This is a genomic window from Allgaiera indica (assembly GCF_900106675.1).
GTDB classification, from domain to species: Bacteria; Pseudomonadota; Alphaproteobacteria; order Rhodobacterales; family Rhodobacteraceae; genus Acidimangrovimonas; species Acidimangrovimonas indica.
The window spans coordinates 1-21,018 of sequence record NZ_FNOB01000036.1 but is presented as its reverse complement, the minus strand read 5'-3'; the positions used below and the strand labels follow the sequence as shown (position 1 = coordinate 21,018).

Below are 21,018 nucleotides of genomic sequence, written 5' to 3'. Positions count from 1 at the left end.
CTTGGTGTTCATGCCGCCCTTTGTCCGGCCAATCAGGCGTCCACGCCCCCCTTTTTCACGCCCATGCTGGTCGCTGTTCGGTGTGCCTTCAGGTAAGTGGCGTCGATCATCACAGTCTTCTTTTCGCCATGCTCGGCGGCCAGACCGGCCATCATCCGGGCGAAGATGCCCTTGTCACTCCACCGTTTCCAACGGTTGTACAGCGTCTTGTGCGGCCCATAGGCAGCAGGGGCATCGCGCCACCGTAAACCATTGCGATTGATAAAAATAATTCCACTCAACACGCGCCGATCATCAACGCGGGGTTTGCCGTGTGACTTGGGGAAGAAGGGCTCAAGACGCGCCATCTGCGCATCCGTCAGCCAGAAGAGATCAGACATGTTCACCGCTCGTTTTTCGAACTGTGAATCACGCGGCCAACCGGAAATCAATGGGTCCTGACCCTAGTGCATCGGATGGACGCGATCGGTAACAGGCAGTGCACCCCAGACTCTCCGTTTCGGCGGAATGTTCGTAGATCGAAATATTGCAGTATTCATCTGCGATCCGGAACAACGAAAATTTATAGTCGGCAAGTATTTCAACAACTGCAGTGTAGAAGATTTTCTTCTTCTCAGGGTTGAGATCGGAATCGGTAAGCGCCTGATCCAACAGCTCAGCAAGAAGCTTGGTTACTGACTGCCAAGAAAGAAGGATCTCCTCGCGTCGTTCCAAGTAACGAATATGGTCTGACTGATCACTGATCAATACCTCGCTATCGTGTAAATCCAGTAACAGCGACGCGCTATCCTTCTCAAAAAATAGGAGGATAAAACCCGTAACGACTATCGCGCCGACCCCGCACCAAAATATGAACGACGCCCACTCATTCTGCCATACCGTCTGCGAAGTCATCCAAGTCTGGCCTACGGCAATCGCAACCACGCCGAGAGCGCTGGTTATCAACCTTGCGGCCTTCAGTACCCGCGCTAGCGGTCGGATGTAGTCCAGCAGGTGATCTGACGACGATTTACCCAAGTTGGCCTCTTGCGCATTTTCAATTACCGAGGCTGTCTCATGGCAGGCAGGGCGTAACACCCTTGATGATGAAAGAAAACGTCGGCTGTTTCAATACTCCAGCCCCCGCTCTGTTTCGACGTTGCACGAAGCACCACGCCGCCTTCGAGTGTCTCTGTTCGCACCGAGAGCAGACAAACCCGCCTCAACTGCGGCGCAATCCAACTTCACCAAGCTACTGAAAAGGCGCATCTTTTTGAATACGTCTCGATTTGGGTGGAGGGCGGGTGGAAAGAGACGCAGGGCGTTCAGAGACCTATTTCGGTCGAAACACCAGTCTGCGAAAGTCGGATGGCCTCGCTAAATGCCTTTGAAACAAAAAGAAAAAAGGTCCCGTCAGGGACCTCATCTATGGTTTGCGATGTGCAAGTGGCGGAGCGAGAGGGATTCGAACCCTCGAGACGGTTTCCCGCCTACACACTTTCCAGGCGTGCGCCTTCGACCACTCGGCCACCGCTCCGTGGGGGCCTGCTTACAATCCCCAAGCCCCGGACCGCAAGCGCAAACCGCGCCGCCCGCGCGCCTTATCCAAAGTTCGCGCAGCATATCATCGCCATCGCCTTCAGATCCGCGTTCGCGTGCCCAACTCCACCACCAGGTTGCGGGGCAGATGGTAGAACTCGCTCGGATCGGCCGAGAACCGCCCTAGCCCGACATACAGCCGATCCAGCCAGCGGCGCAGACCGCGCCCCTTGCCCGCGACCAGCTTGCGCCTCCCCAGGAAGAAGGTCGAGGACATCACGTCGAACTTCAGCCCCGCACGCCGCGCCTGGATCAGCGCCAGGCCAAGGTTGGGCGTCTCCATGAAACCGAAATTCAGCGTGAGCCGCGAAAAATGCGCGTCGATCGGATCATATTCCGCGCGCTCTTCGGGGCGTGCGACCGGGACTCGCAAGGTCTCGATCGTCAGGATGACGTTCTGATCGTGCAGGACCCGGTTGTGGCGCAGGTTGTGCAGCAGCGGTGCCGGCACCGCGCCGGGATCGCCGGTCAGGAAGAAGGCAGTCCCCGGCACGCGGGCGGCGCCAGAGTCTTCGACAGAGGCGATGAATTGCTGCAGATCGACCCGCTCGGACCGTTCGCGCGCCCGCAGGCGCTGGGTTCCGCGCCACCAGGCTGCCATCGCCACGCCCAGCACCACCGCCAGCGTCACTGGCACATAGCCCCCGTCGGGCAGCTTCAGCAGGTTCGCGGCCAGGAAGGCCAGTTCCAGCGCCACCAACGGCAGTGCCAGGGCCGCGATCAGCCCAAGGCTGCGATGCCAGCCGCGGCGCGCCAGCACCACGGCCAGCGCGGTGGTCACGATCATCGTGCCGGTCACCGCGATCCCGTAGGCCGAGGCCAGCGCATTCGAGGACCGAAACGCCAGCACCAGCCAGATCACCCCCACGAACAGCATCCAGTTCAACGCCGGGATGTAGATCTGCCCACTGTGTCGGCCCGACGTATGCCGGATCGACAGCCGCGGAAGAAAGCCCAGCTGGATCGCGGCCCGGGTCATCGAATAGGCCCCCGAAATCACCGCCTGCGCCGCGATCACCGTGGCGCAGGTGGCCAATCCCACCAGGAAGGGCAGCGCCCAACCCGGCACCATCAGGAAGAACGGATTGCGCAGCGCCGCGGGGTCGCCCATCACCAGCGCCGTCTGTCCCAAGTAGTTCAGCGCCAGGGCCGGGAACACCAGCCCGTACCAGGCCAGCCGGATCGGCGCCTTGCCGAAATGGCCCAGATCGGCGTACAGCGCCTCGGCCCCGGTGACCGCCAGGAAAACCGCCCCCAGCACCAGAAAGCTGCGCGGCCCCGAGTGCGACAGGAAGGACAGCGCGTGACGCGGGTCGAGCGCCGCCAGAACCGAAGGGTCGGCCAGCACATGCTGCGCCCCGGTCACCCCCAGCACCACGAACCACAGCGCGGTGATCGGCCCGAAGGCGGCGGAAATCGCCTCGGTCCCGCGGCTTTGCACTGCAAACAGCGCGACTAGAATGCCCAATGTCACCGGCAGCACGAAATCCGACAGGCCGGGCGCGATCAATTCCATCCCCTCGACCGCAGACAGGACCGAGATCGCCGGCGTGATGATCGCGTCGCCGAAGAACAGCGCGGCCCCCGCAATCGCCAGGGCCAGAAGCGCCAGCACCCGGCGCCCGAAGGCCACCCGCGCCAACGTATAAAGCGCCAGCACCCCGCCCTCGCCCCGGTTGTCGGCGCGCAGCAGGAAGGTGACGTATTTCAGGGTCACGATGATCACCAGCACCCAGATCAGCAGCGAGCAGACCCCAAGCGCGGCCGACGGCACCAGCCCCTGGTGCGCGACAGGTCGCAGCGCCTCGCGCAGCGCATAGATCGGCGAGGTGCCGATATCGCCATAAACCACCCCGACAGCCCCCAGCGCCAGCGCCGCCAGACCGCCCTGCCCCGGGCCTCGGCGCTCTTCGCCGCCATGGTCGGCCTCGATCAGTTGCGCCAGATCGGCATCGGGGTCGGACGTATCGATATCGCCGGACGGGCCGGGATCCGGCCGCGTCCCGGCGTCCGCAGGGGCCCCCGCATCGGCGGCCTTCGGATCTTGCGCGACGGGGGCCGCCCCGGCCGCCCCCTCTTCAGCGGGCGCCGAGCCGCCGTCCTCGCCCGAGGCGCCGTTCATGCGTCGAGAAAGATCGAGACACGCCGGTTGCGGCGCCCCTTCTTCTCGATCTTGCCAAGCGTGACCGCGCCGATTTCGCCGGTACGCGCGATATGGGTACCGCCACAGGGCTGCAGATCCACCTGATCCGCGCCCGTCCCGATCCGGATCAGCCGGATCCGCCCTGCCCCGCGCGGCGGCGAGACCGACATCGTCTTTACCAGGCCCGGATTGGCCGCAAGTTCCTCTTCCGAGATCCATTCCACCCCGACCGGCAGATCGCGATCGATCAGCGCGTTCAGCGCGGCCTCGATCGCGGCGGGGTCTTCGAGCGGCTCGGGCATGTCGAAATCGACCCGCCCCTTGTCGGCGCCGATCTGGCCGCCGGTCACCGGCAGCGGGATCACCACCGACAGAAGATGCAGCGCGGTATGGATGCGCATGTGCCGATGCCGGCGGCGCCAGTCGAGACGCTGGGTGACGGCGGTTCCGACCTCGGGCAGGGTCGAGATTTCGGCCGGCACCAGCACGATCTGGCCGGCCTCGCCCTTCACCGCGGTGGCGATGGGCAGCCGGCCGCCGCCGAATTGCAGCTGGCCGCTGTCGCCCGGCTGGCCCCCGCCGGTCGGGTAGAAGACCGAGCGATCCAGCACCAGCCCGCCTTCGGGCGTATGCGCCACGACGGTGGCCTCGGCCTCGACCATGTAGGGATCGTCGCGAAACAGCATCTGGGTGCTCATGTCATGTCCTCCGCATCGGGTTTGGCGGCCTCCGACATCCGGTCCTGGCCCCCGGCCGCCTTGCCGGCGCTGTCGGGATCGCCGGGCGCATGGGCCTCGGCCTTACGGTGCGCCCACAGGGTTTCGGGGTTGCGCAGCCAGATGTCGCGCTGCGCGAAGGGGATCTCGATGCCTTCCTCGGCAAACCGGCGGGCGATCTCGTGGTTCATGTCCGACCGCACCTGAAGAATGAAGTTCACATCGCGCAGGATCACCCGGATCTCGAAGTTCAGGCTGTCGGCGCCGAAGCCCTGGAACACCACCGCCGGCGCCGGGTTCACCGTGACCAGCGGCTGCGCCTGGGCGATCTCCATCAGGATCTTCTCGACGCGGCGGGTGTCGGACCCATAGCCCACCCCCACCGGCAGGATCAGCCGGCCGTTAAGATTGTAGCGCGTCCAGTTGGTCACCACCCCGGTGATCAGGTCCGAATTGGGCACGATCACATCGGTGCGGTCGAAGGTCTGGATCCGGGTCGAGCGCACCGAGATCGAGCGCACCGTGCCCATCGTGGTGCCGACCTCGATCCAGTCGCCCTCGCTGACCGGGCGCTCGATCAGAAGGATGATGCCGGAAACGAAGTTCGACACGATGTTCTGCAAGCCAAAGCCGATGCCGACCGACAGCGCGCCCGCGACGATGGCCAGGCTGGACAGATCGATCCCCGCGGCGGTGATCGCCACTACACCGGCCAGGAAGATGCCAAGATAGCCGATGCCCGACACCACGGCGTTCTGACCGCCCTGGTCAAGCCGCGTCTTGGGCAGCACCGAGGATCGCAGCGCCCCCTGCACCAGGCGGGTGGCCATGTAGCACAGCGTGAAGACCACCGCGAAGACGATAAAGTTCGACGGCGAAATCTTTGTCGCCCCGATCGAAAAGCCGGCCTGGGCCCGCGTCCACATCTCGCCCAGATCCGACGGACGCGCGCCCCAGATCAGCGCGAAAAGCGGCATCGACAGGATCACCAGGCCAAAGCCGATCAGCACCGGAATCAGCCCGTCCGCGCCGCGTTCGTCGTTCGGCGCGACCATGGTATAGATATCGCCCACCAAACCCTGCAGGATGATCAAAAGCGCCAGCAGCGCCAGCGAAACCGCCGCCGGATACAGCACCGCCGTCGCGGCCGGCACATAGCCGATCAGCGCGAAGACCGGCGCCCCTGTCCCCAGCATCATGATCACCCGCCCCACCAGGCCTGTGACCCAGTCGCGATAGGTCTTGTCGTCCTCGCTGGCCTCGGCATTGGCGGCGTGGCGGCGCAGCAACTGGCCCAGGCGCACCAGCACCAGCCCGGTCAGCACCAGCAGCGGAAAGGCCAACACCGCGTTGGCGGCATTGGCATCCACCCCCGTCGGCGGCACCAGCACCAGCTTGCGCATCGTGTTGAGGCCCAGAAGCAGCCCCAGCGCCCAGACATACACCCGCCCCTCGGCGCGGCGCTCGGCCACCAGCCGGAACGGCGGATCGGCCACGTCGCCCTTGGGAAAGATCCTCCCCCCCAGCCAGAGCGACACGAACACCATGAAGCCCGCAACCAGCAGCGCCGACAACAGCGCGCCACCGACGGCGCCGACCATGCCGGTCGCGCGCACCGCCTCGGACAGCGCGACAAGGCCGACCATCGGCACCGCGACCACCCCCAGCGACAGCGCCAACGCCCCGATCCGCCGTCCGCGCGCCGAGGCATTGCCCTGCAGCCGCTGGGTGATCTGCTCGAACCAGCGCCGCCCGCGGCTGAGCATGAGGACCGCGAAGATCAGATAGCCGATGATCACCGGCAGGTTCGATCGCATCTGGTCGCGCAGGCTGGTGCTGGCCCAGGCGTCCGACACCTCGGACCAGAGCTGGCCCAGCGTATGGGTCACCGTGGCATAGGCCGCGGGCCAGTTCGACGGATTGGCGGGCGACGGCCACAGCTGCATCAGCGCCGCGGCCTGGCGGTCGCGGATGATGCCGTCGATTTCGCGGATCAGCCCGTCGGCACGGGCATAGGCCTGTTCGGCCTGCTGGCCCGGCGCCTTCAGCTCGGCCAGTTGGGCATTCAGTTCGGCGCGCTTCCTGGCGACATCGGGCGCCTCCGTCTCGCCCTTCTTGGGCGCAGGCCCCAGCGCGTCGATCTGGGTCTGAAGCGTCTCGATCCGGGTCTTGTTGGTCGACTGCGCGGCCTGAAAGGCGCTGCGCCAGTCGACCAGCCGGGCGCGCAGCTGTTCCAGCGCCACATTGGTCGCACGCGGGGAATTGATCGTCGACTCGGCCTGTTTCGCGACCTGTTCCCAGGCCTTGAAATCGGGGGGCTTCTGAGCCTTTCGCGTCGAGGGCGGGGCTTTCGTGCCGCCCTGCGTCTGGCCCGGAGCCAGCTGCGCCGGCGCCGGGGTCGTCTGCGCGGCCACGGGCGCCGCGCCGGGCCAAAGCCCCGCCAGCGTGATCCCCATAACAAGCGCCAGCAAAATCGCCGGAACAGGACCCAGAACACCACCCGGCCCCCGCCCCCGGCCCGGCGCCGGTTTACGCCGCCAGCAAGGGGCCCGCGGCTTCATCCCTTGAAGACCTGCGGCAGATCGGCGGGCGCGCGGTCCATCCAGGCGGGCACCGGCAGGCCCTTCTCGCGCAGGAAGGCCGGGTTGAAAAGCTTCGACTGGTAGCGCGTGCCATAATCGCAAAGCACCGTCACGATCGTATGGCCGGGGCCCATTTCCTCGGCCATGCGGATCGCGCCGGCGACGTTCACCCCGGACGAGCCCCCCAGGCACAGCCCTTCCTGCGACAGCAGGTCGAAGACCACGGGCAGCGCCTCGGCGTCGGGGATGTTGTAGGCCATGTCGGGGGTAAAGCCTTCCAGGTTCGCGGTGATCCGCCCCTGGCCGATGCCCTCGGTGATCGAATTGCCCTGCGACTTGAACTCGCCCGTCGTGTAATAGCTGTACAGCGCGGCTCCGTCGGGATCGGCGATGCCTACCTTCACGCCCTTGGGCTGCAAGGCCATCGCGGTGCCCACCAGCGTGCCGCCCGACCCCACCGCGCAGATGAAGCCGTCGACCTTGCCGCCGGTCTGGTCCCATATCTCGGGCCCGGTGGTTTCCATATGCGCCTGGCGGTTCGCGACGTTGTCGAACTGGTTGGCCCAGATCGCGCCCCGCGCCTCGGTCTTGGCCAATTCCGCCGCCAGCCGGCCCGAATACCTTACATAATTGTTCGGATCGCGGTAGGGCTTGGCCGGCACCTCCACCAGTTCCGCCCCGGCCAGGCGCAGCATGTCCTTCTTTTCCTGGCTTTGTGTTTCGGGGATCACGATCACCGTGCGGAACCCCATCGAGGCCCCCACCAGCGCCAGCCCGATGCCGGTATTGCCCGCCGTGCCCTCGACGATCGTGCCGCCCGGCTGCAGCGTGCCGCGCGCCATCGCGTCGCGGATGATGTAAAGCGCGGCCCGGTCCTTCACCGACTGGCCGGGGTTCATGAACTCGGCCTTGCCCAGAACGGTGCAGCCGGTGCGCTCGGACGCGGCGCGCAGCTTGATGAGGGGGGTGTTGCCGATCGCTTCGGCCAGGTCGTTGCAGATGCGCATGCGGGCCTCCTGTTCTCGTCATCCTTGATAGGGGCGCGGATTGCCGGGTGCAACTGCCGCGCCCCATGCGGTGATATGCGTTCCGCGACCGCAAAGGGCGGCTCCTGCGAACCGCCCTGTTTCTTTCTGGCGGAAATATCCCGGGGAAGCCCCGACCCAGGCCGGGGCGGGGTCAGAGCCCCCTATTCCTCGACCGTCACCTTGGCCATGTAGTCGGGATCGGTCACTTTTCCGTTCATCGCCGCATCGCCCTTCTTGATCTTGTCGACCACATCCATCCCCGAAATCACCTTGCCGACGACGGTATACTGGCCGTTCAGATTGGGCGCCGGAGCGAACATGATGAAGAACTGGCTGTTGGCCGAGTTCGGATCCTGCGCGCGGGCCATGCCGACGATGCCGCGGGTATAGGGCACGTCGGAAAACTCTGCCGGCAGGTCGGGCAGGTTCGACCCGCCGATACCGGCACGGCTGAGATCGCCGCCATGCTTGCCGTATTCCACATCGCCGGTCTGGGCCATGAAGCCGGCGATGACCCGGTGGAAGACGACGCCGTCATAAGCGCCCTCGCGGGCCAGCGTCTCCAGCCGCTTGGCGGCCTTGGGGGCCACCTTTGGCATCAGCTGGATCACCACCTTTCCCTTGGGCGTGCCGCTGGCGCTGTCGACCTGGATCACCAGCTTCGGCGTCCCCGCGGCCTGTGCCGGAAGCGCCGCCGTCAGGCCGCCCAGGCCCAGCCCCGCGGCCAGCGCCAGTGCGCCGAACGCGCGGCGCGTGAAGATCCCGCGATCAGACATCGGCGGCCACCTTGACGCTGATCATCCGGTCCGGGCTTGCCGGCGGCTCGCCACGGGTGATCTTGTCGACATGATCCATGCCCTCGATGACCCGGCCGTAGACGGTATACTGGCCATTGAGGAAATGGTTGTCGCTGAAGTTGATGAAGAACTGGCTGTTGGCCGAGTTCGGGTTTTGCGACCGCGCCGCGCCCAGGGTGCCGCGGTCGTGCGGGATGCGGCTGAATTCCGCCTGCAGATCGGGCAGGTCAGAGCCGCCGGTGCCCGCGCGACCCAGGTTGAAATCCTTCTCGGCATTGCCGTTGGCGACATCGCCGGTCTGGGCCATGAAACCGTCGATGACGCGGTGGAAGACCACGTTGTCATAGGCGCCGGCGCGGGCCAGTTCCTTCATCCTGGCACTGTGCTGCGGCGCGATGTCGGTCAGCAGTTCGATCACCACCTGGCCGTCCTTCAGCTCCATGATGATGGTGTTCTCGGGGTCCTTGATCTCTGCCATTTGGCGTTCCTTGCAGTTGCGTCGGTCCGGGTCGGGGGCACCCTATCCAGCCTGAACGTGGAACGAAAGGGGGCAATGGGGCGCAAGGCGGGGCGGCGCCGGAAGGGCCGCGCCCCGCATTGGGCGTCATATTGCGCCCGGTGCCCGGCCATCGCCGGTCACGGCGGCGCCCCCGGGGACCGGGGGCGCCGCCTGTCGCGCGGTCAGGAAGCCGGCCCGAAGGCCGATTCGAGCCGCGCCTTCTGGTCCGCGAAGGTGCCGTAAGAGGCAGCACCATCGATCACCGTGATCGGCGCGACCCGCACGCCGTAGCGCGCCTTGGCCTCTTCCGGTACACCGGGACGCGACAGGTCGCGTTCCTCGAAGGCGACCCCGCGCGCGTTCAGAAAGCGCTTCACCGCCGCGCAGTCGGGACAGCCGGGGCTGGTGTAAAGGATCACCTCGGCCATTCAGGCCACCTCGGCCTCATAGCCTTCTTCGCGCACCGCCTCGATCAGCGCCGCGGGATCGGCCGCGCCGGTCACCACCGCGGCGCCCGGCTCCAGCGTCACCTCGACGCTTTCGACGCCGGAGACGCCCTCTAGCGCCTTTGTCGCGGCACGCTGGCAATGGCCGCAGGTCATGCCGGTGATCTTCAGTTTGGTCTCGCTCATGGTCTTTCTCCTTTCAGGGTCTTGGTTGGATTGGAATGGGTCCGGGCGACAGGGCCGTTAGCCCGCGGCGCCCGTGTCGAAGGCTTGCAGGCGTCGCAGCCGCAGGCTGTTGCCCAGCACGAAGACCGACGACAGCCCCATCGCGACGCCCGCCACCATCGGGTTCAGATGCACGCCCCAGGGCGCGGCCAGGCCTGCGGCGATCGGGATCAGCAGGACGTTGTAGAAGAACGCCCAGAACAGGTTGCCGCGAATGTTGCCCAGGGTGCGCCGCGCCGTCATCAGCGCGGTCACCGCCTCGCCCAGCTGGCCGCGGGTCAGGGTGACGTCGGCGGCCTCGATGGCGATGTCGGTGCCGCTGGCCAGGGCGATGCCCACATCCGCCTGCGCCAGCGCCGGCGCGTCGTTGATGCCGTCGCCGATGAAGGCCACGCGATGGCCCTGGCCTTGCAGATCCGTCACCACCTGCGCCTTGTCCTGGGGCAGCACCTCGGCGTGGACCTCGTCGATGCCAAGCTGATCGGCCACCGCGCGCGCCGTCGCGCGGCCGTCGCCGGTGACCATGGCGACCGAAACCCCGCGCTTGTGCAGCGCCGCGACCACGGCCTTGGCCTCGGGCTTGGCGCGGTCGGCAATCGCCAGAAGGCCCAGGGCGCGATCATCGGCCGAAACATAGACCACGGTGCGGCCCGCACCTTCCAGTTCCGCCGCGCGATCGGCCAGATCCCCCAGCGCGATGCCCTCGCCTTCCAGGAACCGCCGCGCGCCCACCCGGATCAGGCGGCCGCCGACGCGGCCCTCGATCCCGTGGCCGGCGATGGCACGGAAATCATCGACCTGCGGCAGGTCCAGCCGCTTTTCCTGCGCGGCGCCGACGATGGCGCGGGCCAGGGGATGCTCCGATCCGCCCTCTAGCGCGGCGGCAAGGCGCAGCGCCTCGTCCGGCGTGGTTTCGACCAGATCGACCAGCACCGGGCGGCCTTCGGTCAGCGTGCCGGTCTTGTCGAACAGAACGGTATCGACATGCGACAGCGTCTCGAGCGCCTCGCCCTTGCGAAACAGCACGCCCAGTTCCGCCGCGCGGCCGGTGCCGACCATGATCGCGGCCGGCGTGGCCAGCCCCATCGCGCAGGGGCAGGCCACGACCAGCACCGCGACCGCGGCGATCAAGGCTTCGCTGACATTGCCGGTGATCAGCATCCAGGCGGTGAAACTGACCGCCGCGATCAGCAGCACCACCGGCGTGAACACCCGCACCACCCGGTCGGCCAGCCCCTGGATCGGCAGCTTGCCGGTCTGGGCGCTTTCCACCAGCTTGATGATCTGCGCCAGCACCGTGTCGCCACCGACCGAGGTCGCCTCGACCACCAGGCGTCCGTCCTGATCGACGGTGCCGCCAACCACCTCGTCGCCCAGGTCCTTGACCACAGGCAGGGGCTCTCCGGTCAGCATGGCTTCATCGACGTGGGCGCGGCCCTCGACGACTGTGCCATCCACCGGAAGACGTTCCCCAGGGCGCACCACGATACGGTCGCCCACCCGCAACTGCGCGACCGGAATGTCACGTTCCTGCCCATCGGCATCCAGGCGCCGGGCAGTCTTGGCCTGGAGGCCCACCAGCTTGCGGATCGCGGATGAGGTGCGGCCCTTGGCGACCTCTTCCAAATATTTGCCGGCCAGGACGGCCGCGATCACCACTGCGGCACTGTCGAAATAGATATGGCGCGCCTCGGGCGGGAACAGACCGGGCGCCAGCAGCACCAGCGTGCTGTAGGCCCAGGCCGCGCCGGTGCCGGTGGCGACCAGCGAATTCATGTCGGGCGCGAGGTGGCGATAGGCGATCAGCCCGGGGCGGAAGAACCGCCGCCCAGGCCAGAACAGCACCACACTGGCCAGAACAAGCTGCGTCCAATCCCAGAACCCCGCAAAGGGGCTGGTGGCCTGCAAGACCCGCGCGAAACCGGGCACGAACGTGGCGCCCATGCTGATGATCACGATCAGCGCGCCGAAGCCCGCCGCCAGCGCCACGTCGCGGCCCATCGCACGCCGCGTGGCGCGACGCTTGTCGGCCTCGTCGGCCGCCGCCTCGGTGGCGTCGCCGATCGGATGGGCGGCGTAGCCCGCGTCGGTCACCACCGCAGCCAGAGCCCCGGCATCGGTCATGGCGGGAAGGTAGCGCAGCTTTGCACGCTCGGTCGCAAGGTTGACGGTAGCCTCCAGAACGCCCGGCGCGCGCGTCAACGCACGTTCGACCCGGCCGACGCAACTGGCGCAGGTCATGCCCTCGACCGCCAGCTCCAGCTCGGCGCTGACCGGGGTATAGCCGGTATCTTGAATCGCCGCGACAATCTGGGTGGCCGAGATCTGTTTCGGATCGAAGCGCAGCTCGGCCCGTTCCGTGGCCAGGTTCACCCCGGCCTGTGAAATCCCTTCCAGCTTTTTCAACCCGCGCTCCACCCGCGAACTGCACGAGGCGCAGGTCATGCCCTCGACATCGATCGAAAGCGCCTGAGTGGCGGAATTGGGCGGCGCGACGGCGGTGGCGGTCTCCATGGCGAAATCTCCAGCTATGCGGCGCGGGAAGGCGGCTTCCGGCGCTTGTGGAGTGGAGATAGGCCTTCCCGTAACTGGAAGCTCAAGGGGGTGATCGCTTTTTTTTTGCGGGGGCGCTGCCCCCTGCGCCCCCGGCATATTTTCGGAACAATGAAAAGGGGAAGCGATGCGGCTGGTGCAGGGCGGTAACGCAATGGGCGGCCGCCGAAGCCGCCGCCCATCTTCGAACCAGCGTTCAGCCGGGCGCTTCGATGCTAGCGCGCCGCGGTCACGGCCCGGCCGGTCAGCACTTTCACCAGATGGGCGCGGTAGGCGGCAGAGCCGTGCAGATCCTCGATCATCCCGTCCGGATCGACCGAGAGCCCTGCAATCGCATCAGCCGAGAAATTCGCAGACAGCGCCTTCTCGGCCTCGGTCCAGCGAAACACGCCGTCGCCCGAGGCCCCGGTCACCGCGACCCGCACGCCATCGGGGTATTTCGCGACGAAAATCCCGGTGAGCGCGAAGCGAGAGGCCGGTTGCTCGAACTTCTGGTAGTTCGCGGCCTGCGGGATCGGAAAGCGCACCTCGGTGATGATCTCGCCTTCCTCCAGCGCGGTTTCGAACATGCCCTGGAAGAAGTCGTCCGCGGTGATCTCGCGGCTGTTGGTCACGATGGTGGCGCCGCAGGCCAGCGCCGCTGACGGGTAGCAAGCCGAGGGGTCGTTGTTGGCCAGACTGCCGCCCACGGTGCCCTTGTTGCGCACCGCCGGGTCGCCGATGTTGGCCGCGAGCTTGGCCAGCGCGGGGAAGCTTTTCGCGGCCTCGTCCGCCACCACCGCATGCGGGGTGCCGCCGCCGACGCAAAGCTTGCCGCCTTCGGTCTTCACGAACCTCATCGCCGCGATCCCCGCGAGGCTGACCAGCTTGGCCGGCGCCGCGAGGCGCTGCTTCAGCGTCGGGATCAGCGTCTGCCCGCCGCCGAGCGCCTGGGCATCTTCGGCCTGAAGCGCCTTGACCGCCTCGTCCACCGTCGAGGGCCGTTCGAAATCGAAATTGTACATAGCGCCTCTCCTTACTTCTGCATCGCTTCCCAGACCCGCGCGGGGCTGAGCGGCATGTCGATATGGGTCACGTCGTGGCCGCCGCGCCGCAGCGCATCGACCACCGCGTTGACCACCGCCGGCGGGGACCCGATCGCCCCGGCCTCGCCGCAGCCCTTCACCCCCAGCGGATTGTGGGTGCAGGGCGTCTGGCAGGAATGGTCCACGGTGTAGAACGGCACGTCCGAGGCCCGCGGCATGGCGTAATCCATGTAGCTGGCCGACAGAAGCTGGCCGTTCTCGTCATAGACGGTGTTTTCCAACAGCGCCTGGCCGATCCCCTGCCCGATCCCGCCGTGAACCTGACCGTCGACGATCATCGGATTGACGATGTTGCCGAAATCATCCGCCGCGGCGAAGGAGCAGATCGTGACCTTGCCGGTGTCGGGATCGACCTCGACCTCGCAGGCATAGGCGCCCGAGGGGTAGGTGAAGTTCGACGGATCGTAGAAGGCGGTCTCTTCCAGCCCCGGCTCGAGGCTTTCCAGCGGGTAGTTGTGCGGCACATAGGCCGCCAGCGTCACCCCGGCCCAATCGACCGACTTGTCGGTGCCCGAGACCGAGAACTTGCCGTCCTTCAGTTCGATATCGGCTTCCGACGCCTCCAGCAGATGGGCCGCGATCTTCTTGGCCTTGTCGATGATCTTGTTGGTCGCCCGCACGATGGCAGAGCCCCCGACGGCAAGGCTGCGCGACCCGTAGGTGCCCATCCCCATCGGTGTGTTGGCGGTGTCGCCATGCACGATCTCGATCATCGACGGGTCGATCCCGATCATGTCGGCCACCACCTGGGGAAAGGCGGTCTCGTGCCCCTGCCCGTGGCTGTGCGAGCCGGTCATCACGGTCAGCGAGCCGGTGGCGTTCACCCGCACCGTCGCGCTTTCATAAAGCCCCGCGCGCGCGCCGAGCTGGCCCACCAGATGCGAAGGCGCGATACCGCAGGCCTCGATATAGCAGTTCACGCCCAGACCGCGCAGCTTGCCGTTCTTCTTCGATTCGGCGGCGCGGGCCTCGAACCCCTTGAGATCAGCGATCTCTTCGAGCTTGGCCATCGTCGCCTCGTAATCGCCGGTGTCGTATTCCACCGCGACGGGCGTGGCATAGGGGAATTCGGTGACGAAGTTCTTGCGCCGCAATTCGATCGGGTCGATCCCCATTTCGCGCGCGGCCTTGTCGATCACGCGTTCCAGCTGATAGGTCGCCTCGGGGCGGCCGGCGCCGCGATAGGCGTCCACCGGCACGGTGTTGGTGAATACCGCCTTCACGTTCACATAGATCAGCGGGGTCTTGTAGTTGCCCGCCATCAGCGTGCCGTGCAGCCAGGTCGGAACCGAGGGCGCGAAGGTCGAAAGATAGGCCCCCATATTCGCGTAGGTTTCCGTGCGAAGCGCCTGGAAATGGCCCTGCTTGTCGAGCGCGAGCTGGATCTTCGTCACATGGTCGCGGCCCTGGGCGTCGGACAGGAACGCCTCGGACCGGCTGGATGTCCATTTCACCGGGCGATTGATCGCCTTGGCGGCGAAGGTGACGAAGGCCTCTTCGGCATAGTGGAAGATTTTTGACCCGAACCCGCCGCCCACGTCGGGCGCCACGACGCGCAGCTTGTGTTCCGGGATACCCAGCACGAAGGCGCCCATCAGCAGGCGGATCACATGCGGGTTTTGCGAGGTGGTATACAGCGTGTGCTGATCGGTGGTGTTGTCGTAATCGCCCACCGCGACGCGCGGCTCCATCGGGTTCGCGGTCAGGCGCTGGTTCACCAATTCCAGCGTGGTGACGTGGTCGGCCTTGGCAAAGGCCTCGTCCACCGCAGCCTTGTTCTCTTCCACAAAGCCCCAGTCATAGCACAGGTTAGAGCCGATATCGTCATGCACCAGGGGCGCGCCTTCCTTCACGGCGGCCTTCATGTCGACGACCGCGGAAAGCTCTTCGATATCGACCTCGATCGCCTCGACCGCGTCGCGGGCCTGGGATTCGGTCTCGGCCACCACCACGGCGATCGGATCGCCGACATGGCGCACCTTGCCCTGTGCCAGCACCGGATGGCCGGGCTCCAGCATCGGCTGGCCGTGCTTGTCGGTCACCTGCCAGCCGCAGGGCAGGCCTCCGATGCCCTCGAAATCCTTGCCGGTGAAGATGCGAATGACGCCCGGCATCGACTCGGCGGCGGCGGTGTCGACCCCGCGGATCCGGCCATGCGCCACGTTCGAGCGCAGGAATTGCGCATAGGCCTGACCGCGGATGTTGATGTCGTCAGTGTAGCGGCCCTTGCCGGTCAGGAACCGCAGATCCTCGCGCCGCTTGGTCGCGGGGCCGATATGTCCATCTTTCGGCATGATTTCCTCCCTTCGCGCCAGGCGACAAGAACGCCCGGCAAAGCATTGATAAAAAGCCCTATATCACTCTGCTGCGATCGCGCTGATGTCCTGGCCGGATGCCGCGAGGATCGCCTTGACGATGTTGTGATAGCCGGTGCAGCGGCAGATGTTGCCCTCAAGATAATGGCGCACCTCGGCCTCGGTCGGCTTGGGGTTTTCCTTCAACAGCGCCGCGGCGCTCATCACCATGCCCGGCGTGCAGAAGCCGCACTGAAGCCCGTGATGATCCTGGAACGCCTGCTGGATCGTGCCGAGCGAGCCATCGGCATTCGCCATGCCCTCGATCGTGGCGACCTCGGCGCCGTCGCAATCCAGCGCGAAGGTGGTGCAGGACTTCACCGACTTGCCGCCGACATGGACCGTGCAGGCGCCGCATTGGCTGGTGTCGCAGCCGACATGCGTGCCGGTCAGGCCGAGCGTCTCGCGCAGGAACTGCACCAGCAGCGTGCGGCCTTCGACCTCGCCGGAAACGGGTTTGCCGTTCACCGTCATGGAGACCTTTGGCATTCTCTCCTCCCTCGGGAATTTTCTGTGAATCGGGGCGAGTAAAGCACGCGAGCACGCGATCGCAAACAGGGAATCGCGGCCATAAGCCGCACGATGGTGGGAGGCGGCACGAAACGGAGGGCTGTCTGGGCATTGATGCGGAAGTCGTCTTCGAGACGAGCCTCCCCCTTCCCCCGGTAGCCTTAGACGATGCGTTCGATCTCGGCCCGGCTGAGAGAATTGAAGCGGTTCATGAATGAGCCCTGCCGCGCCACCGGTTCGAGCGCCAGTGGCGAATGATGCGGGTCTGGATTTCGGCGGTCTGGCGGTCCGGGTCTCGTGAGGCGATCCTCTCTCCGAAGGACTTGAGGCCGAGCCGGTGAACGCCACCGGTTCGAGAGAACCGGCGAGGGCATCTTCGCCTCGATCCGACTTCGGACATGATAACCCGACCAGGTTCAACCCGGCCCCTCAGGTTACGCGGGAGGGACGATCTCATCGAATTCCCACATCGATCTCGGCGCCGTCCAGAGAAGAAGACAGTGATGACACTTGGGGTCGATGCATATGTTCGCCGCAAGAGCGGCGTGATCGAAGTGTTCAACCTCTACCGGGTGCTCTACAGGCCATGGCTCTATGCGAACAGCAAGGTCGGGGCCAAGCCTGATCGAAGTTGGGAGAGGTCGGAGAAGACTTGAGCGAAATGAACTGCTGGGCTTAGCTTGGCCCCGCAGACCGAGCGACCGCGTCACCTTTCAGTGGTGATGGTCCGGCTCCTCCATCCTGAAGCGCTGCTGCGCTTCCGCACCGCTTGCCGACAGTTTCAGCGTTGCCCCGAAACTATGGGGTTCTTCCGGCGCGACAGCGCTTTGCAGCAGGTGATGGTCCCCATCGAAAGGCAGGAGGTCGAGCGTCTCAGTGCGACCTGCGCCTCGCTCGATCTCGACGGCGGCCCGCAAGTCGGTGACGTGGTGCGACAAGCGCAGACGCATCCGCTCGCCCGCATCCGTCTCTACGATCTGAAGTAGGCCGCGTGCAAGTGAGGTATCGACCCGCACGGCGGCTGGGGCATGCGCTTGATCGCCGGCGAGTTGGCCAAACCGGACCTGCGCCACGGAGAGCGCCGGAAGATGTTCGAAAAGCTCGTGCTTGACCGTTTCCGCGATATTCTGCGCCTCCGCAAGCAACAGGCCCTCATCCACCGCGATCGCGACGTCGACATGCAGCTTGTGGCCAAGCCAGCGCGCCTTGATTTCGTTGACCGCGTTGATCCCGGGCACATGCGCAGCCGCGTGCTCGATCTCCCCGATCAGTTCTGGCTCCACTCCGTCCAGCATGCGGGTCAGGACGGAACGCGCCGATTGCCAGACGATGCCCAGGATCGCCACGGTGATCAGAAGGCCGACGATGGGATCGGCCAGCGGGAATCCGGCCCAAACTCCGAGTGCCCCGGCAACGACCGCAAGGCTGGTCAGTCCGTCGGTGCGGGCATGGTAGCCATCGGCGATCAGTGCCGCGGAGTTGATCTCTCGCCCGACCCGAATGCGGAACACCGCGACCGCTTCGTTGCCGACAAAGCCCACAAGCCCGGCGGCGACCAGCCATCCAAGGTTGGTGACAGGGCGCGGGTCGATCAGACGGTCGATCGCCTCGTAGCCCGCGACCACGGCGCTGAACAGGATGATCAGGATGATCACGATCCCCGCGAGATCCTCGACCCGACCCAGGCCGTAATGGAACCTCTTGGATGCGGGGCGGCGCGCCAGCACGAAGGCGAGCCAGAGCGGCAGGGCAGTCGTGGCATCGGCGAAGTTATGGATCGTGTCGGCAAGCAGGGCAACGCTGCCCGACAAGACGACGACAACGATCTGCATCACGCCCGTAACGAAGAGCACGACGAAAGACCATTTGATTGCCCATATGCCCCGCGCGGTCGAGGCGATGGTGGCATCAATCACGCCATGGGAATGGCCGTGCGAGCCGTGATCATGCCCATGGCCGTGGCGATGAACGTGTCCGTGATGGTGGCCGTATCCCGCCTGCGCGCCGAACCAGTCCTTGACCTTCGCCCACATGGTGCCCTCAAAGATATTTCGTGATCAGTTTCAAATCGCGGATGGTTTCCGCGGCCTCCTCGCCCGCATCTGCAAGGCAATGCTCGATGTGGTCGTGGATCATCTCGCGCTTCGCCTTGGCGATCGCTGCCTCGACGGCATGGAGCTGTTGGGCCAGGTCGAGGCAAGGGCGCCCGGTACCGAACATTTCGATCACGCTGGCAAGGTGTCCGTGGGCGCGCTTCAGGCGCAGAATGATGTCGGGATGAGAGGCGTGCTGCATGCCCGGGACATATCCTCCCCCGGGGGATATGGCAATGACTTTCGGTGTTCGCGGCCGGGCCAGGCGTGGCGGCATCTAATCGAGAAAACGATCGCCAGGGTCTCATTTGGCGGGGCAAGAAAAAGTCGAGGGGCGCACTACAAGTCCATCCGGGTGTGTTGCACAGGACGGCAATCTGCGCTGTGGGACTGGCCTCTCCAAGCAGTCAGCTGGTCGCGGGAATCAGCGCGGCCTTGTCCTGTCGGATGCCAGCCACTGGGACAAAGTGAGCTTTCGCTGCGGTTATTCCAATGCCCGCTTGCGAAAGGGTGGACCCAATTGGGTCAATGGCGCCAGCACTGGAAACATTTGAGTTTTCGGCTACTGACTACCCGACAGTGAAGCCCGGACAGCATCTGTCATCCCGGCTGCCACCGGCGAGCCTCGACGGTATGTCGCTGGAGTGGATGAAGGACGGAGAGAGACCCGGGACTGGCGAAATCCTGGAAGGCGACGCGCTTGACCCGATGGCGGAGTGATGCCGGGAACCAAAGGGCGAGCGTCAGAGCGGGATCGTCAGCGTGTAGCGCGTTCCATCGGGCCCACTGTTCCTGTGAATCGCGCCGCCGAGCTGACCGGAAAAGGCTTCGGTCAGCTTCTGTCCCAGGCCGGAAACCACGCTAGCCGCCGGATCGATGCCCGGTCCGTCGTCCCAGATCAAGACGGTCATCGTGTCGTTTTGGCTTGCGAGACTGACGCCCATGCGGCCTTCCGAGCGCTCGCGGAAGGCATACTTCAGGCTGTTGGTGACGATCTCGTTGAGGATCAGCCCCAGCGGCACCGCGATCCGCGTCGAAAGAGGCTCTGCCGCGATGTCGAATTCGAGCGCCACGTTCACCGCGCCGCTGGACGAGGCAACAAGATCCCTCACAAGGGTCGAGAGGTAGACGTCGGCCTGAACCGTATCGACCGAATGCGCATGTGAGAGGTTGCGATACAATGTGGCGACCGCTTCGATGCGGGCGCGCATCCGGTTGAAGGCGGCCTGACACTCCGCATCGGTCAATGACCGAGCCTCCATTGCGATGATCGCGCCGATCATCGACAGGCTGTTCATGACGCGGTGGTTGAGTTCTTCCAGCAGACGCCCGGCCTGCTCAAGGGCGGCCTCGCGCTCGGCTTCAAGCCGCCGTCGCTCGGTCACGTCCTGCATCGCCAGCAGGAGCATCCCGGTGTGATTGCCTTCCCGGAAGACCTTGCGAGCGTTGAGCAGGATGATCTTCTCGCCGATGTTCGGGAAGGTGTGCCGGACCTCAAAGTCATCGACCGAAGCGTTCCGCGGCACGATGTCGGTCAGCAGGTCCAGAAGCTCGGGAATATCCCACTGGCCGTTCCCGAGATCGTCAAGCCGACGTCCGATGGTCGCCTCCCGATCGACCTGGAAGGTCGCGTAGAAGCATCGGCTGGCCGTGACCACCGACAGGCGGTCATCAAGCACCAGCAACGGCTCCCGGAGCGTGTCCACGATACCGTTGGACAGGATACGCTGCCGCTCCAGTTCGGCGCCTGCATCGCTCTCGCGGGTCACGTCCTCGATGGCCACGAGAATGCGCCGCGAGCCGTTGCCGGGGCGAATGGTTTTCCGGGCATTGAGGCGCATCACCCGGCGCCCGACGTGCTCGAACACATGATCGACCTCGAAGTCTTCGACGGCTACGCCCCCCCGGAGAATCCTCTCCAACTGGTCGAGCAGGTCCGGGATGTTCCACTGGCCGTTGCCAAGGTCCGGCAAAGGGCGCCCGAGGGTCTCCTGACGCCTGACGCCGAACGTTTGGTAGAATCGGTCGCTGGCGTATTCCACGACCAATTCATCCGTCAGGACGAGAAGACTTTCCCGGAGGCTTGCCACGATCTCGGCGTGGTCGATCTGATGCAACGTGGCGGCTTCGATGACACGGTACCTCTGGCAGCAGGTGACGAACTCGCCTTCGGCAGGACACCCGGTTAATACGAATGATAAAATTTGGAACGGATTCGATACCTTTAGGTTCGCTTTTAAGACGAGCAGGCACAAAAATAAACTGGCAAACAGCAGTCATCGTCGAGGACGAGGCGCTGATCGCTCACGAACTCTAGGGTGAGGACTCATAGCCAATAGATGACAGTTGCGGCAAGGGCGATGGCTGAGAGGAAGACCTTCGGACATCTATCGTATCGTGTTGCGACAC

The 21,018-nt window shown here is 65.4% G+C and carries 17 protein-coding genes, 1 tRNA gene and 3 pseudogenes; 1 reads left to right on the top strand and 20 read right to left on the bottom strand.

What is annotated here, in order from left to right:
- The 16 genes and pseudogenes from BLV97_RS19445 to BLV97_RS19370 form a co-directional block, all read right to left on the bottom strand.
- Positions 1–380 (bottom strand): annotated as a pseudogene (locus BLV97_RS19445) (IS5 family transposase); the annotation flags it as partial.
- 28 nt (positions 381–408) lie between these two features.
- The gene (locus BLV97_RS19440; RefSeq protein WP_092164206.1) at positions 409–1,017 is read right to left on the bottom strand and encodes a hypothetical protein; all 609 of its coding nucleotides are present in this window, start codon (positions 1,015–1,017) and stop codon (positions 409–411) included.
- A gap of 409 nt (positions 1,018–1,426) precedes the next feature.
- Positions 1,427–1,516, bottom strand: a tRNA-Ser gene (locus BLV97_RS19435).
- Positions 1,517–1,618: 102 nt separating this feature from the next.
- Entirely contained in the window at positions 1,619–3,700 is a 2,082-nt protein-coding gene (locus BLV97_RS19430; RefSeq protein ID WP_081824967.1) for a potassium transporter Kup, read from the bottom strand.
- Positions 3,697–4,419 carry an alanyl-tRNA editing protein gene (locus tag BLV97_RS19425; RefSeq protein WP_035840420.1) on the bottom strand — a complete coding sequence of 241 codons (723 nt, stop codon included), beginning with the start codon at positions 4,417–4,419 and terminating at the stop codon, positions 3,697–3,699. Before BLV97_RS19425 ends, BLV97_RS19430 begins: the two co-directional genes overlap by 4 nt.
- A complete protein-coding gene (locus BLV97_RS19420; protein ID WP_051645943.1) occupies positions 4,416–6,893 on the bottom strand; it encodes a DUF3772 domain-containing protein in 2,478 nt (825 codons plus the stop codon). Before BLV97_RS19420 ends, BLV97_RS19425 begins: the two co-directional genes overlap by 4 nt.
- Positions 6,894–6,994: 101 nt before the next feature.
- Positions 6,995–8,026 carry a cysteine synthase A gene (locus tag BLV97_RS19415; protein WP_035840417.1) on the bottom strand — a complete coding sequence of 344 codons (1,032 nt, stop codon included), beginning with the start codon at positions 8,024–8,026 and terminating at the stop codon, positions 6,995–6,997.
- 182 nt (positions 8,027–8,208) lie between these two features.
- Positions 8,209–8,823 (bottom strand): peptidylprolyl isomerase, encoded by a 615-nt coding sequence (locus BLV97_RS19410; protein WP_051645942.1) that lies wholly within the window; start codon positions 8,821–8,823, stop codon positions 8,209–8,211.
- Positions 8,816–9,322 carry a peptidylprolyl isomerase gene (locus tag BLV97_RS19405; RefSeq protein WP_035840415.1) on the bottom strand — a complete coding sequence of 169 codons (507 nt, stop codon included), beginning with the start codon at positions 9,320–9,322 and terminating at the stop codon, positions 8,816–8,818. The genes BLV97_RS19410 and BLV97_RS19405 overlap by 8 nt, the downstream gene beginning before the upstream one ends.
- A gap of 203 nt (positions 9,323–9,525) precedes the next feature.
- Entirely contained in the window at positions 9,526–9,771 is a 246-nt protein-coding gene (locus BLV97_RS19400; RefSeq protein WP_035840412.1) for a glutaredoxin family protein, read from the bottom strand.
- Positions 9,772–9,975, bottom strand: coding sequence for a CopZ family metallochaperone (locus BLV97_RS19395; RefSeq protein ID WP_035840409.1), 204 nt, complete (start codon positions 9,973–9,975; stop codon positions 9,772–9,774).
- Positions 9,976–10,032: 57 nt separating this feature from the next.
- The gene (locus BLV97_RS19390) at positions 10,033–12,528 is read right to left on the bottom strand and encodes a heavy metal translocating P-type ATPase (RefSeq protein WP_051645941.1); all 2,496 of its coding nucleotides are present in this window, start codon (positions 12,526–12,528) and stop codon (positions 10,033–10,035) included.
- Positions 12,529–12,782: 254 nt separating this feature from the next.
- Positions 12,783–13,571: an FAD binding domain-containing protein gene (locus BLV97_RS19385; protein WP_035840407.1), complete on the bottom strand. Its 789-nt coding sequence runs from the start codon at positions 13,569–13,571 to the stop codon at positions 12,783–12,785.
- An 11-nt stretch (positions 13,572–13,582) separates the two neighbouring features.
- The gene (locus BLV97_RS19380; protein ID WP_035840405.1) at positions 13,583–15,946 is read right to left on the bottom strand and encodes a xanthine dehydrogenase family protein molybdopterin-binding subunit; all 2,364 of its coding nucleotides are present in this window, start codon (positions 15,944–15,946) and stop codon (positions 13,583–13,585) included.
- A gap of 63 nt (positions 15,947–16,009) precedes the next feature.
- Complete coding sequence (locus tag BLV97_RS19375) at positions 16,010–16,495, bottom strand: (2Fe-2S)-binding protein (RefSeq protein ID WP_035840402.1); 486 nt, start codon at positions 16,493–16,495, stop codon at positions 16,010–16,012.
- A gap of 182 nt (positions 16,496–16,677) precedes the next feature.
- Positions 16,678–16,929, bottom strand: a pseudogene (locus BLV97_RS19370) (hypothetical protein); the annotation flags it as partial.
- A 90-nt stretch (positions 16,930–17,019) separates the two neighbouring features.
- Between BLV97_RS19370 and BLV97_RS21320 the strand changes: the two are divergent.
- The gene (locus BLV97_RS21320) at positions 17,020–17,172 is read left to right on the top strand and encodes a hypothetical protein (protein WP_160169162.1); all 153 of its coding nucleotides are present in this window, start codon (positions 17,020–17,022) and stop codon (positions 17,170–17,172) included.
- A 57-nt stretch (positions 17,173–17,229) separates the two neighbouring features.
- On the opposite strand, the gene BLV97_RS19365 is transcribed toward BLV97_RS21320, so the two are convergent.
- From BLV97_RS19365 to BLV97_RS20945, 4 genes and pseudogenes are all read right to left on the bottom strand, one after another.
- Positions 17,230–18,549, bottom strand: a complete 1,320-nt coding sequence (locus BLV97_RS19365) for a cation diffusion facilitator family transporter (RefSeq protein ID WP_035840399.1) — start codon at positions 18,547–18,549, stop codon at positions 17,230–17,232.
- Positions 18,550–18,556: 7 nt separating this feature from the next.
- The gene (locus tag BLV97_RS19360) at positions 18,557–18,811 is read right to left on the bottom strand and encodes a metal-sensing transcriptional repressor (RefSeq protein ID WP_035840395.1); all 255 of its coding nucleotides are present in this window, start codon (positions 18,809–18,811) and stop codon (positions 18,557–18,559) included.
- A 541-nt stretch (positions 18,812–19,352) separates the two neighbouring features.
- Positions 19,353–20,726 (bottom strand): sensor histidine kinase, encoded by a 1,374-nt coding sequence (locus BLV97_RS19350; protein WP_035840388.1) that lies wholly within the window; start codon positions 20,724–20,726, stop codon positions 19,353–19,355.
- Positions 20,727–20,935: 209 nt separating this feature from the next.
- A pseudogene (locus tag BLV97_RS20945) lies at positions 20,936–21,018 on the bottom strand (IS5/IS1182 family transposase); the annotation flags it as partial.

Excerpts from the sequence above, each read along its gene's own strand:
- BLV97_RS19430 (WP_081824967.1), bottom strand. The coding sequence starts at position 3,700 with ATGAACGGCGCCTCGGGCGAGGACGGCGGCTCGGCGCCCGCTGAAGAG.
- BLV97_RS19425 (WP_035840420.1), bottom strand. The coding sequence starts at position 4,419 with ATGAGCACCCAGATGCTGTTTCGCGACGATCCCTACATGGTCGAGGCC.
- BLV97_RS19420 (WP_051645943.1), bottom strand. The coding sequence starts at position 6,893 with ATGGGGATCACGCTGGCGGGGCTTTGGCCCGGCGCGGCGCCCGTGGCC.
- BLV97_RS19415 (WP_035840417.1), bottom strand. The coding sequence starts at position 8,026 with ATGCGCATCTGCAACGACCTGGCCGAAGCGATCGGCAACACCCCCCTC.
- BLV97_RS19410 (WP_051645942.1), bottom strand. The coding sequence starts at position 8,823 with ATGTCTGATCGCGGGATCTTCACGCGCCGCGCGTTCGGCGCACTGGCG.
- BLV97_RS19405 (WP_035840415.1), bottom strand. The coding sequence starts at position 9,322 with ATGGCAGAGATCAAGGACCCCGAGAACACCATCATCATGGAGCTGAAG.
- BLV97_RS19400 (WP_035840412.1), bottom strand. The coding sequence starts at position 9,771 with ATGGCCGAGGTGATCCTTTACACCAGCCCCGGCTGTCCCGACTGCGCG.
- BLV97_RS19395 (WP_035840409.1), bottom strand. The coding sequence starts at position 9,975 with ATGAGCGAGACCAAACTGAAGATCACCGGCATGACCTGCGGCCATTGC.
- BLV97_RS19390 (WP_051645941.1), bottom strand. The coding sequence starts at position 12,528 with ATGGAGACCGCCACCGCCGTCGCGCCGCCCAATTCCGCCACTCAGGCG.
- BLV97_RS19385 (WP_035840407.1), bottom strand. The coding sequence starts at position 13,571 with ATGTACAATTTCGATTTCGAACGGCCCTCGACGGTGGACGAGGCGGTC.
- BLV97_RS19380 (WP_035840405.1), bottom strand. The coding sequence starts at position 15,946 with ATGCCGAAAGATGGACATATCGGCCCCGCGACCAAGCGGCGCGAGGAT.
- BLV97_RS19375 (WP_035840402.1), bottom strand. The coding sequence starts at position 16,495 with ATGCCAAAGGTCTCCATGACGGTGAACGGCAAACCCGTTTCCGGCGAG.
- BLV97_RS21320 (WP_160169162.1), top strand. The coding sequence starts at position 17,020 with ATGACACTTGGGGTCGATGCATATGTTCGCCGCAAGAGCGGCGTGATC.
- BLV97_RS19365 (WP_035840399.1), bottom strand. The coding sequence starts at position 18,549 with ATGTGGGCGAAGGTCAAGGACTGGTTCGGCGCGCAGGCGGGATACGGC.
- BLV97_RS19360 (WP_035840395.1), bottom strand. The coding sequence starts at position 18,811 with ATGCAGCACGCCTCTCATCCCGACATCATTCTGCGCCTGAAGCGCGCC.